This is a genomic window from Veillonella parvula, from assembly GCF_032550495.1.
Taxonomy (GTDB): Bacteria; Bacillota; Negativicutes; order Veillonellales; family Veillonellaceae; genus Veillonella; species Veillonella parvula_G.
In genome coordinates this window covers 461,991-473,912 of sequence record NZ_JAWFZJ010000001.1, presented here as the reverse complement: position 1 = coordinate 473,912, position 11,922 = coordinate 461,991, and the positions used below count along the sequence as shown (strand labels likewise).

The following is an 11,922-nucleotide window of genomic DNA, read 5'->3' as shown; positions in this document are numbered from 1 at the left end:
TCTTATTCCCCATATATCGTAACATTTGCACTGTAAGCACTTGTCGTCTATGTAATTATATATAGGGACAGGTGCTTTTTTTGAAAGAGGCCAGTATGACCAAGAAAAATACTGAACTAGAGTCGGGTAAAATTAAGATTAACGATGATGTGTATGCTACAATTGTAACAATGACAGCCCTTGACACAAAGGGAATTCATCATATGAGTTCCACCTTTAATGATGGTGTTAACACTTTCTTTAGACGTAAATCCGATCATGAAGGTGTTAAGATATCCTTTAACGATGAAGGAGCAATATCAGTTACACTATATGTGTGCATTCAGTATGGATATCGTATTCCTGATGTTGTTTTACGTCTACAAGAGCGCATTAAAACTGCTTTAGTCTCTTATACAGAAATTGAGGTTCAAACTATTGATGTAGTTGTACAAGACATTATTTTTGATGATTTAGTAACACCTCAACAGCCATAGGAGGTATCTCTATGAGTTCAGATAATCAATTAAATTATGGTTTAGACACGGATACCATTGATATTGCAGATTCTGTCATAATTGATGTAGCAACAAAAACTTTAGGGACCATTCCTGGTATTCATTCTTTAAGCCCACGCTTTTACGATGAGTTGGTAGAGGGTATTACACATGCTTTTGGTCAGCGTAGCTTACCTGGTATCAATGTAAAGCATCGTAAAGGTTTTATTGAAATTAACATTTATATTAAAGCATTGTATGGATATAATCTCATTGAATTATCGAAACAATTGCAATTAGAAATCAAACAAACCTTAAAAAATATGCTAGATCTTGATCATATTAAGGTTGATGTGCATATTGAAGGTATTGTAAAAGAAAAGGAGCCAGTTTTACATGGTAACTAAGCGAAATCGGCGAGAGGCTCGTCAATACGCATTCCAAATGTTATATGCCAATGAATTTCATACTGATCAAAATGATGTTCAATTTCCCGAAGGAAATATTCATAAAGCAATGGATAAGGCATATGCAAATAGTATTATAGAGGGTGTACTATCAAACGCTAAAGCAATTGATGCTACATTACAGCCATTCTGTAAATCTCGTAAAGTAGCAAATTTAGATAAGGTGGATCGTTCTATTTTACGTATTGCCGTTTGGGAAATGAACAATAAAGTGGAACCTTTAGAGCCATCTATTGCTATTAATGAAGCCATTCAATTAGCTAAAGAGTTTGGCTCTGATGCATCTTATAAATTAATTAATGCAATCTTAGACGCATATAATAAGAGTAAATAATGAAACGATATTACTTAGGCATTGATACGAGTTGTTACACTACAAGTTGTGCCATTGTAGATAGTGACTTTCACATAGTAGGGGAAGCACGTAAAATCTTAGAGGTAAAACTAGGTGAGCGAGGACTACAACAATCAAATATGGTCTTTCAGCATATAAAGGCATTGCCTAAGTTAATGTCAGAGTTGCCTCAGGTACCAATTAGCGGTATAGGTGTTAGTGGCTTTCCGCGCCGTGAAGAACGCTCTTATATGCCTGCCTTTATGGTCGGGTTAGGACAGGGGCAAACCTTGAGTCATCTTATGAATGTGCCTTTACATATTTTTGCACATCAAGAGAATCATATATTAGCTGCTTTGAGAGATTTAAAAAATATTTCTAATGAGCCATTTTTGGCATTACATCTATCAGGTGGCACGACAGAACTAGTATATTGCCATTATCAAGGAAACGGTATTTTTGAATCTCACATCGTTGGTGGTTCTAAAGATTTACAAGGGGGGCAATATGTTGATCGCATAGGTGTCGCATTGGGCTTACCATTTCCTGCAGGTAAACATTTAGAGGCTTTAGCATTACAAACTACAGAATATGAACCATTGCCATCATCTGTAAAAGACGGATGGATTAGCTTTGCCGGTCCTTGTAGTGCTGCTATGCGGCGTATAAATAACGCTATGAGTGATATAGATAAATCTAAGTTAGCTAGAGCTGTTTTTACTTCCATTGGAAATGCTCTAGAAAAAATGATTACTTATCATACTAAAGAGAAATCTGTACGTGCACTCATTGCTGTAGGTGGTGTGATGGGTAATAGTTTACTTCGTAAGCGGATGGAAACCTATTGTAAACGAAATCATCTCCAATTACATGTGGCGCAGCCACAATTCTCTGTTGATAATGCCACAGGTAATGCTTTTGGTGCTGCTTATTTACAAGAATCTAGAGGATAATCGTGAATGTATTAACCATTACACAATTAAACAATCTCATAAAACGTACCTTAGATCGTGAATATCTATTAAAGAATGTATATGTAAGTGGTACCATTATTAATGCAAAACGTCATAGTAGTGGTCACATGTATTTTTCTTTAAAAGATGAGGAATCTGCTATTGATGTGACAATGTGGTCTAGTACAGTCATGCAAAAGGGACTAGCTAATGCCATTCAAAATGGTTTATTAGTAACTGTAAAAGCATCTGTTAACTTTTACAATAAAATGGGCCGTTTAAATCTCATTGCATCAGATATGCAGATAGGTGCTAAAAGTCCGTTACAGCTTGAATTTGACGCTCTAAAACGAGAGTTAACTGCTTTGGGGTACTTTGATGATAGCCATAAAGTAGGTTTACCCTATATGTCGAGTTGCATTGGTATTGTTACATCCCAATCTGGTGCTGTATTACATGATATTCTACATGTTAGTAAACAACGTAATCCACTAGTTCAATTTAAATTGTTTTCCGTTCCTGTACAAGGTAGTACCGCAGGCCCAATTATAGCAAAAGGGATTGCTACGGCAGATGCTGATCCAGATATTGATGTCATCATCGTTGGTCGTGGTGGTGGATCTATGGAGGACTTGTGGTGTTTCAATGATAGAGCTGTTGTAGAGGCAATTTATAATGCTCATACACCGATTATTTCGGCGGTAGGTCATGAAACAGATTACACCTTATGTGATTATGTAGCTGATGCACGCGGGGCTACGCCTAGCCATGCTACAGAAATGGCAGTACTTCCAATTACTACATTACAAGATCAGCTGACAGAAAAAGAAGAGTACTTACACGAATATATACGCTATACACTACAACAAAAACGTACAGATTTAACATTGCTCTTTAATCGAAAACTTGGCATTCCAGCTCTGCAATTTTTACATAAGCAAAAATCACACTTACAAGAGCTTTCACAAACTCTAACTAATGCAACTAAAGAACGATGTAATGCAGAGAGACATAGCTTAGCATTATTGGCACAACAGTTAGAGTCGCTAAATCCATTACAAATAATGATTAAAGGTTTTGCAAAGGTTGAGCATGATAACAAACCTATTACATCGGTTGCCCAATTACAACCAAATGATGATATACGAGTTACACTAGCTGATGGTTATATTACTGCTACGGTAAAGGAGGCGCACAAGGATGGCCGCATCACTAAAAAGTTATGAGAAAAAATATAAGGCCTTAGAAGATATTGTTAAGCAATTAGACGATGGGGATATGACCATTTCTGAGCTTTTATCACAATATAAAAAGGGCTTAACTTTGGTAAAAGAATGTGCTGAAATGCTTGACTCTGTTGAAGATGAAGTACAACAAATTATCGAAGAAGTCCGCATCAGTGAATAAGGAGATTCTATGTTCAAAGATTATTTAGCATCTAGCAAACAAAATATTGAACAATGGTTAGGCGAAGTACTTAATAGCCCAAATCAAGAATTTGAACAACTTTATGAATCTATGAATTATAGTTTAATGCAAGGTGGCAAACGAATACGACCTATTTTAACTAAGGCTGTGTTGGAAATGCTTCATAAAAAGCCAGCTGATTATAAGGAATTTCTATGTGCTATGGAGTGTATCCATACGTATTCATTAGTTCATGATGATTTACCAGCTATGGATAATGATGATTATCGTAGAGGTAATTTGACCAATCACAAAGTATACGGCGAGGGACTTGCTATTTTAGCCGGTGATGGGTTATTAACATATGCATTTCAATTGATGACTTCAAATACAGTTGCTAGTGCACAGCAAAAACTAGATGCTATACAATGTGTTGCTACTGCGGCTGGTCCTGAAGGTATGGTTGGGGGACAAGCCTTTGATTTGCTCAGCGAAGACAAACATATTCCTTTAGAAGAATTAAAGGTTTTACATACTGGTAAAACAGGTGCACTATTTAACGCTTCTGTAGAATTAGGTCTTATTCTTGGAAGTGCTAATAATACTACGCGAACAGCCCTTATGGAATATTCTAATTGTCTGGGATTATTATTCCAAATTACTGATGATATTTTAGATGTAACCGGTACTATTGAAGAATTAGGAAAAACACCCGGTAGTGATATTCGCCAACATAAATCTACCTATGTATCTTTACTAGGTTTAGAGCAAGCAAAACATCAAGCCTACTTAGTAGGTAGCCAAGCTCATGATGCGTTAAACTTGGTTTCTTATGATACAACTATACTATCAGCATTAATTGATTATCTTTTAGAACGTACGAATTAATGGGTATTACCTGTAGAAGGTATAAACAATGATTGATATATTACCACAAATAGCACATAATTATATCGCACAAGCTGCATTTTGGGGCTGGTTTACGGCTCAAGCTATCAAATTTGTATGGCAACTCTTAAGACATGGTAAATTCCGACCAGAGCGCCTTGTTGGATCTGGTGGTTTTCCAAGTTCACATACATCATTTGTAATTGCTACAACAACAGCGATTTACCTTAAAAATGGTGTAACGGATCTATTTATATTATCCTTAGTATTTTCAATTGTTGTTATGTATGATGCGTCTGGTGTACGATTAGAGGCAGGACGACAAGCTCAAATACTTAATCAAATTGTAGATTATTTTACCAAAAAGAATATACCTGTTGTCATTACACGTAAAGAAGCATTAAAAGAGTTGTTGGGACATACACCTATCGAAGTATTTGGTGGCTTAATTCTCGGTGTTCTTGTGGCCTTTATTCAGTTTTATTGTATTTATCATGGTGTAATATGAACAATAAAGAACGATTAGATATACTCCTCGTTAATCGAGGCCTTTTTGAAAGTAGAGAAAAAGCAAAAGCAGCTATTATGGCGGGCCTTATATTTATGGATACTACGCGCATAGATAAAGCAGGCACCAAGATTCCTGCGGATGCTAATATTATTGTAAAAGGCAATACTTTACCTTATGTAAGCCGTGGAGGACTTAAATTAGAAAAGGCTATTCAAACTTACCCTATCGATTTACATGGGGCTGTGATGATTGATATAGGAGCTAGTACAGGTGGTTTTACAGATTGCGCATTACAAAACGGTGCGTCTAAGGTCTTTGCCATCGATGTAGGATATAATCAATTAGCTTGGAAATTACGCCAGGATTCACGTGTAATTAATATGGAGAAACAAAATATCCGTACTGTTACTGCTGAACAAATAGGTGAACTTGTTGATTTTATTTCTATTGATGTAGCATTTATTTCTTTAGACAAAGTTTTACCAGTAGCTACTAATTTATTAAAAGATAAGGGCTCACTTGTGGCCTTAATAAAACCACAATTTGAGGCTGGTAAAGAAAATGTTGGTAAGGGCGGTATAGTGCGAGATAGTGAAATCCATAAAGAAGTTTTACATCGTATTCTACACGTTGCGTATAATTGTGGATTATATACACATGGCTTAACTTTCTCACCAATTAAAGGTATGGAAGGTAATATAGAGTTTTTAGGTTATTTTAAAAAGTACGAAGAAGGGGCCTTAACCATTGATGATACTTTAATTGATACAGTGGTTGCAGAAGCCCATTCATTATAGGAGATTACTATGCGTATCGGATTCTTCCCCAATATGGGGAAAAGCAATATTATGGCAGTTCTAAAAATGGCTGCACATATTTGTAAAGATGAAGGTATCGAAGTATTTTTGCCAGATGATCTCGAATCAGATGCACCTGCACGAGTACTTAAGATTCCTGAAACTCATATTTTAAGTCGCCCAGAAATCTTCAAACAAATCGATATTGCCTTTAGTTTTGGTGGTGATGGTACCATCATCCATCTTGCAAGACAAATTTATCCATATAATGTACCTGTTTGTGGTATTAATCTTGGCGAACTAGGTTTTTTAAATCAAATTGAAATTCATCAAATGCAAAGTCATATTAAACGTATTGCTAATGGTGATTATAATATTGAAAAGCGTGGACATTTATATGCTTATATAGAACGTCATGAGGGTAAAGAGGAAGAACTAGTTCCTATCATTAACGAAATTGTTATCACACGTGCTGAGCCTGCTAAAATGGCTCGAATTAATATGTCCATAAATAATCAACACACGCAAATGTATCCATCGGATGGTTTAATTATTTCCTCTGCTACAGGTTCTACCGGCTATAATCTATCGGCTGGTGGTCCAATCATGAAACCAGATAATCGATCTATCATTGTCACCCCAGTAGCACCACATTTAATTCAAGGTGTAAGCCTTGTTTTAGAGGAACATGATACGATTCAAATTACAATGCCGGAAAGAGAACCACAATTACATATTTGTATTGATGGTACATTTGACTATACTTTTACAAATAAAGAAACCTTACATATAAGTTCTAACCCTGTATATTGTTTATTTGTACGATTCAAGGATCAATGTTTCTTTGGTACTCTATTTAAAAAGTTAGCATCTCGTCGAGATGAATTATTATAACCAAATCTCAAGTGGGGTGGTTTTGTGATTAACATTAACAATGCTGTTCAATTCCAACATTTAATCTGGGATCGATGCATGGAAAATGCCAAAGTGGTAGTAGATGCTACATGTGGTAATGGACATGATCTTTTATACCTTTCTAAACGGGCACAGAAAGCATGCCATCTATATGGAATTGATATTCAAATGAAAGCTATTAAAACTAGCAAGGAGCTTTTACAATCAAATGATATTGCGCCAGAAGTAAGTTTAACGTTTATTCATGACTCTCATGATTTGGCGGTAGCTCATCAATTAAAAGATGAAGTTATTGATTTAATGATTTTTAACCTCGGATATTTACCTGGAGGAGATCACCAAGTTGTAACAAAACCGCACCAAACCATTGATGCCATAAATGAAGGTTTACAAAAACTTTCCAAGTCTGGAGTTATTACAATAGTTGCTTACCCTGGAACAACAGAGGGATTTGAAGAAATGCAGTCTCTTAAATCGTATTTATCAGATTTAGATCAGAAAATATATAATGTATGTCATTGGCATCCGATGAACCAAATACATAATCCACCTGAGTTATTTATATTGCAAAAACGATAAAACGAAATATATCTTTATTCATTATGAATAAAACTCATACTCAGTTAGTAAAATCCCCTTTATAGGGGATTTTAATTATACATGTATATTTTTCTATTTTTAAATTATTAATTCCCTATAAATAGATGAACCTTATGAGCTATGAATTTGTACGTTATCAATATATAGAATATTAACAATATTTTAAATATTAATATAATATGCATAAGACGTATAATATATGCGATTTATACCATATATTAATTATGAATATATGGTATAATATTATCAGAAAGATACTATTCTCTTTTATGTGCAAGGTTTAAAAAAGGGAGTTCAAAATGAAACGCTATCGCTATAACAAAATTAAAGAGATCGTGCAGTCCAAGGCGATTGAAACACAAGAGGAATTAGCTGCGGCTTTACTCGAGGAAGGTATTGAAGTAACACAAGCTACAGTTTCTCGTGATATTAAGGAATTGATGTTAATCAAAATTCCTACAGGCGATGGACATTATCGTTATGCATTATCTCCAGAGGAAAATGTAGTTTTATCTCGTAGTCGTATTAACCGACTATTCCAAGATTCTTTGATTAAGGTTGATCACAGTTTAAACCAAGTTGTATTACATACAATCCCTGGTTCTGCTCAATCTGTAGCATTTTCTATCGACCATGCAAAATGGACTGAAATTATTGGTACATTAGCAGGGGATGATACTATTTTGTTAATTGCAAAATCTGAAGCTGAAGTTCCAGCAATTTTAGCGAAAATTCAAGATTTAATGAAGGACTAATAATATGTTAACGCAAATGAGCATTCGCAACTTTGCGTTGATTGAGCAAATGAATATTTTATTTAATGATGGCATTACTATCTTTACCGGCGAAACTGGGGCAGGGAAATCCATTCTTATGGATGCCTTTAGTATTCTATTAGGAGAACGCGCAAGTAGCGAGTTTATTCGTCACGGTAAAGATAGTTTTGTTATTGATGGAATATTTGATATTGCTAATCACCAAAGTATTCAAGACCTATTAGAGTCTAAAAATATCATGATAGAAGAAGGCCAGTTAATTCTATCTAGATCTTTTAATCGTAATGGCAAATCTAGTATATTGGCTAATGATCAACCAATACCTTTAAAAGCTTTAAAGGAGATTGGTCAATACTTAGCAGATATTCACGGACAATATAGCAACCAACGTTTACTAGACGCTGATACACATCATGAATATTTAGATACTTTTAATAAAGAAGGAAAAGAAGCCTATAAAGCTTATACTGATGCGTATAAAATTTATAAGCAAGCAAAACAAGATGTAGATCATTTACAAGAAAATATGTCTGAACGAGCACGAGAGCTTGATATGCTTAAATATCAAATCGACGAAATCGAAGATGCTGGTTTAAGCATTGGTGAAGATACTTCTATTGCTGAGGAACTTAAGCGTCTAGATAGTTTTGAACATATTGATAAGGTATTAGGTTCTTGTTATGATGCCTTTTATAATGGTCGCCAACCATTACTTGATACGATTAACTCTATTAAGGTAGAGGTTAACGATCTAGTAAAATATGATGGCGAGTTAAAAGAAGTATCTGAAATGGTTGACTCTGCTTATTTCCAACTAGAAGAAGCTGCACAGTCTTTAGATCGTTACAGGGATACTATCAGCTACGATGAAGAACGTTATAAGTATTGCCAAGACAGAGATACCACAATTTATAGCTTAAAGAAAAAATATGGTGAAACCGTAGAAGATATTCTAGCATACGAAGAAAAGGCGCAATCTCGTTTAGAAGAACTAGAAGGCCTTGTATTTGCTCAAGATGAATTAGAAACACGTCTTGAAGAAGCAAAAAGGGTAGCAGAAGAAGCGTTAACAGTTTTACACGAGGTACGTCAAAAAAATGCAAAAGAGATTGCTACGGCCTTACATCAAGAATTAGTGGATCTAGGGATGCCCAAAGGGGATATTCAATTTCATATTGAAGAGGGGACTGAGTTATCCTCATTAGGTGCAAAGTCTATTGAAATGCTATTCTCTGCGAATAAAGGGGAACAGTTATTACCTCTACATAAAGTAGCATCCGGCGGGGAGTTAGCTCGCATTGCATTAGCCTTTAAATCAGTATTCCGCAGTGACGCTTTTAAAACTATGGTATTTGATGAAATTGACGTTGGTATCAGCGGTGATATAGCACTTAAGGTGGCAGAAAAAATACTTAATTTATCTAGAACAAATCAAGTATTTTGTATTACTCATTTGCCTCAAACTGCAAGTATTGCGAAACAACACTATCATCTATCTAAAATTGAGCAAAATGATCGCACACTCTCTACATTAGTAGTCTTAAATGAGGAAGAACGAGTAACACAAATCGCGTCTATGATGTCTGGTAAGGGAATGTCTACTACAGCACTTGCGGCGGCGAAAGAACTTATTGACCATTTTAATTGACTAAAATCGCATAATTACTTATACTAATAGTATTAAATGAATATGTTGATAGAGGTGCGAGTATTAAGAGTAATCATGAGGAGTAGGCATGCATTGATCCATGATAAAAGGGATGCTTGCCGAAGTTCGATGATTGCGACTCATCGTTCTGGTTGTCTATTTAATAGATAGACAACTGTCATCAATCTTGTATTGGTGGAGTGCTATCATTGAGCTTTTCGTAAGAGTATATATAGCTATATAATCTATAAGGCCAGTGGATGCATCCACTGGCTTTTTTGGAGGTATATATGATTCGAGTAATGGTAAATGGCGCTGGCGGCAAAATGGGTCGTGAAGTTGTCAAAGCAGTACATAACGATCCTGATTTAACATTAGTTGGTGGTATTGATCCGACTAAGGCAGGGGAAGATGTAGGCTCTGTAGCAGGAATCGAACAATTAGGTATCAAGATGAATGCCTCCATCGATGAGGTATTAGATACAAATAAACCTGATGTGATTGTAGATTTCACTAATCCTGCAGTTATTTATGAAAACGCGAAGAAAATGTTATCCGCTGGTATTCATGTAGTCATCGGTACTACAGGATTGACCGCAAAACAACGTGATGAACTTGATACAATAGGTCGTTCCAATCAAGCGAATTGCTTAGTGGCGCCAAACTTTTCTCTTGGGGCGGTAATGATGATGAAAGTGTCTGCAGAGCTCGCTCCATATTTCCCTAATGTAGAAATTATAGAATTACATCATAATCACAAATACGATGCGCCTTCTGGCACAGCTATTTTAACAGCTAAATTGATTAACGATGCTAAACAAGCTGCTAAGGTAACTGCTGATGAGGATTTAACTCGTGAAAGCTTACCAGGTGCTCGTGGTGCTAAGGTTGACGATATAACAATTCATAGTGTACGCCTTCCAGGTTATGTGGCTCATCAAGAAGTTTTATTTGGTGGTTATGATGAAACATTAACCATACGTCATGATAGCTTAAGCCGTTTATCTTTTATGCCAGGCGTAGTATTAGCATGTAAAAAAATTAGTTCTAAAACTGGCTTAACATACGGTTTAGAACATTATTTATAATATTTGTGCAAGGAGATGTATCAATGAAAAAACCTAATATTGCAATTCTAGGTGCTACTGGTGCAGTAGGTGCTGAATTTATTACACTTATTGAAGAACGTAACTTTCCTTATGAAAACTTAAAACTATTAGCTTCCGCTCGTTCTGCAGGTACAGAACTTACTGTGAATGGTAAAACATATATTGTAGAAGAAGCAAAACCTGAATCTTTTGATAATATTGATATTGCGCTATTTGCAGGTGGCTCTATATCTAAAACATTAGCGCCAGAAGCCGCTAAACGCGGTGCTATTGTAATCGATAACTCTAGTGCATTCCGTATGGATCCTGAAGTTCCACTCGTAGTACCAGAAGTTAACCCAGAAGATATCTTGAAACATAAAGGTATCATTGCAAATCCTAACTGCTCTACAATTATCATGAGTTTAGGATTAAAACCTCTTCATGATCTCTCTCCAATTAAACGTGTAGTTGTAAGTACATACCAAGCTGTATCTGGGGCAGGTAAAGAAGGTATTGAAGAACTTGAAAATCAAGTAAAACAATATACTGCAGGCGAAGAAATGACAGCAAATCTGTTGCCAACCGGCTCTGCTCCTAAACACTATCCTGTAGCATTCAACTTATTGCCACAAATTGATGTGTTCTTAGAAAATGATTATACTAAAGAAGAAATGAAGATGGTTTACGAAACGCAAAAAATTCTTCATGACGAAACTATTCAAGTAGTCCCAACTACAGTTCGTGTTCCTGTATATCGCTCCCATTCTGAATCTGTCTTGGTAGAAACAGCAGAACCTGTATCTGTAGAGGCTTTCAAGGTGGCATGTGAAAAATTCCCTGGGTTACAAGTTAAAGATAATCCTGCTGAACAAATTTACCCTATGCCATTGTATACATCTAATCAAAACAACTGTGAAATTGGTCGTATTCGTAAAGACTTATATAATGACAAAGGTATGAACTTCTGGATTGTAGGGGATCAAATTCGTAAAGGTGCAGCTCTTAACGCGTTGCAAATTGCTGAGTACTTGGTGGAAAAACAAGCATTTTAATCTATCA

General features: G+C 35.7%; 15 protein-coding genes and 1 riboswitch. All 15 genes read left to right on the top strand.

Features of this window, described 5'->3' with window-relative positions:
* Positions 1–95: 95 nt before the first annotated feature.
* Positions 96–476, top strand: coding sequence for an Asp23/Gls24 family envelope stress response protein (locus tag E6X37_RS02240; protein ID WP_004695801.1), 381 nt, complete (start codon positions 96–98; stop codon positions 474–476).
* A gap of 11 nt (positions 477–487) precedes the next feature.
* Positions 488–883, top strand: coding sequence for an Asp23/Gls24 family envelope stress response protein (locus tag E6X37_RS02235; RefSeq protein WP_004695803.1), 396 nt, complete (start codon positions 488–490; stop codon positions 881–883).
* Positions 873–1,277, top strand: coding sequence for a transcription antitermination factor NusB (gene nusB, locus E6X37_RS02230; protein WP_287518302.1), 405 nt, complete (start codon positions 873–875; stop codon positions 1,275–1,277). Before E6X37_RS02235 ends, nusB begins: the two co-directional genes overlap by 11 nt.
* Positions 1,277–2,230, top strand: coding sequence for a Kae1-like domain-containing protein (locus tag E6X37_RS02225; protein WP_287518299.1), 954 nt, complete (start codon positions 1,277–1,279; stop codon positions 2,228–2,230). Before nusB ends, E6X37_RS02225 begins: the two co-directional genes overlap by 1 nt.
* A gap of 2 nt (positions 2,231–2,232) precedes the next feature.
* Positions 2,233–3,456, top strand: a complete 1,224-nt coding sequence (xseA, locus tag E6X37_RS02220; protein ID WP_287518297.1) for an exodeoxyribonuclease VII large subunit — start codon at positions 2,233–2,235, stop codon at positions 3,454–3,456.
* Entirely contained in the window at positions 3,431–3,637 is a 207-nt protein-coding gene (gene xseB, locus E6X37_RS02215) for an exodeoxyribonuclease VII small subunit (protein ID WP_004697322.1), read from the top strand. The genes xseA and xseB overlap by 26 nt, the downstream gene beginning before the upstream one ends.
* Positions 3,638–3,646: 9 nt before the next feature.
* A complete protein-coding gene (locus tag E6X37_RS02210; protein WP_287518295.1) occupies positions 3,647–4,525 on the top strand; it encodes a polyprenyl synthetase family protein in 879 nt (292 codons plus the stop codon).
* 28 nt (positions 4,526–4,553) lie between these two features.
* Entirely contained in the window at positions 4,554–5,033 is a 480-nt protein-coding gene (locus E6X37_RS02205; RefSeq protein WP_287518292.1) for a divergent PAP2 family protein, read from the top strand.
* Positions 5,030–5,833, top strand: coding sequence for a TlyA family RNA methyltransferase (locus E6X37_RS02200; RefSeq protein WP_287518289.1), 804 nt, complete (start codon positions 5,030–5,032; stop codon positions 5,831–5,833). The genes E6X37_RS02205 and E6X37_RS02200 overlap by 4 nt, the downstream gene beginning before the upstream one ends.
* A 9-nt stretch (positions 5,834–5,842) precedes the next feature.
* Positions 5,843–6,727: an NAD(+)/NADH kinase gene (locus E6X37_RS02195; protein WP_024061669.1), complete on the top strand. Its 885-nt coding sequence runs from the start codon at positions 5,843–5,845 to the stop codon at positions 6,725–6,727.
* A 24-nt stretch (positions 6,728–6,751) separates the two neighbouring features.
* Positions 6,752–7,327: a tRNA 5-(aminomethyl)-2-thiouridylate-methyltransferase MnmM gene (gene mnmM / locus E6X37_RS02190; RefSeq protein ID WP_021148148.1), complete on the top strand. Its 576-nt coding sequence runs from the start codon at positions 6,752–6,754 to the stop codon at positions 7,325–7,327.
* Positions 7,328–7,647: 320 nt separating this feature from the next.
* Complete coding sequence (gene argR, locus E6X37_RS02185) at positions 7,648–8,103, top strand: arginine repressor (protein WP_004695825.1); 456 nt, start codon at positions 7,648–7,650, stop codon at positions 8,101–8,103.
* Positions 8,104–8,107: 4 nt separating this feature from the next.
* On the top strand, positions 8,108–9,772 hold the full coding sequence (recN, locus tag E6X37_RS02180; RefSeq protein ID WP_316584083.1) for a DNA repair protein RecN: 1,665 nt from the start codon (positions 8,108–8,110) through the stop codon (positions 9,770–9,772).
* A 41-nt stretch (positions 9,773–9,813) separates the two neighbouring features.
* Positions 9,814–9,986: riboswitch (Lysine riboswitch) on the top strand.
* A 76-nt stretch (positions 9,987–10,062) separates the two neighbouring features.
* Positions 10,063–10,860 carry a 4-hydroxy-tetrahydrodipicolinate reductase gene (gene dapB, locus E6X37_RS02175; protein WP_287517703.1) on the top strand — a complete coding sequence of 266 codons (798 nt, stop codon included), beginning with the start codon at positions 10,063–10,065 and terminating at the stop codon, positions 10,858–10,860.
* A gap of 23 nt (positions 10,861–10,883) precedes the next feature.
* Positions 10,884–11,915, top strand: coding sequence for an aspartate-semialdehyde dehydrogenase (locus E6X37_RS02170; RefSeq protein ID WP_119562960.1), 1,032 nt, complete (start codon positions 10,884–10,886; stop codon positions 11,913–11,915).
* Positions 11,916–11,922 lie beyond the last annotated feature (7 nt).

What these genes read in the sequence shown, in the direction of transcription:
- E6X37_RS02240 (WP_004695801.1), top strand. Translation starts at nt 96, where the DNA reads ATGACCAAGAAAAATACTGAACTAGAGTCGGGTAAAATTAAGATTAAC.
- E6X37_RS02235 (WP_004695803.1), top strand. Translation starts at nt 488, where the DNA reads ATGAGTTCAGATAATCAATTAAATTATGGTTTAGACACGGATACCATT.
- nusB (WP_287518302.1), top strand. Translation starts at nt 873, where the DNA reads ATGGTAACTAAGCGAAATCGGCGAGAGGCTCGTCAATACGCATTCCAA.
- E6X37_RS02225 (WP_287518299.1), top strand. Translation starts at nt 1,277, where the DNA reads ATGAAACGATATTACTTAGGCATTGATACGAGTTGTTACACTACAAGT.
- xseB (WP_004697322.1), top strand. Translation starts at nt 3,431, where the DNA reads ATGGCCGCATCACTAAAAAGTTATGAGAAAAAATATAAGGCCTTAGAA.
- E6X37_RS02210 (WP_287518295.1), top strand. Translation starts at nt 3,647, where the DNA reads ATGTTCAAAGATTATTTAGCATCTAGCAAACAAAATATTGAACAATGG.
- E6X37_RS02205 (WP_287518292.1), top strand. Translation starts at nt 4,554, where the DNA reads ATGATTGATATATTACCACAAATAGCACATAATTATATCGCACAAGCT.
- E6X37_RS02200 (WP_287518289.1), top strand. Translation starts at nt 5,030, where the DNA reads ATGAACAATAAAGAACGATTAGATATACTCCTCGTTAATCGAGGCCTT.
- E6X37_RS02195 (WP_024061669.1), top strand. Translation starts at nt 5,843, where the DNA reads ATGCGTATCGGATTCTTCCCCAATATGGGGAAAAGCAATATTATGGCA.
- argR (WP_004695825.1), top strand. Translation starts at nt 7,648, where the DNA reads ATGAAACGCTATCGCTATAACAAAATTAAAGAGATCGTGCAGTCCAAG.
- recN (WP_316584083.1), top strand. Translation starts at nt 8,108, where the DNA reads ATGTTAACGCAAATGAGCATTCGCAACTTTGCGTTGATTGAGCAAATG.
- dapB (WP_287517703.1), top strand. Translation starts at nt 10,063, where the DNA reads ATGATTCGAGTAATGGTAAATGGCGCTGGCGGCAAAATGGGTCGTGAA.
- E6X37_RS02170 (WP_119562960.1), top strand. Translation starts at nt 10,884, where the DNA reads ATGAAAAAACCTAATATTGCAATTCTAGGTGCTACTGGTGCAGTAGGT.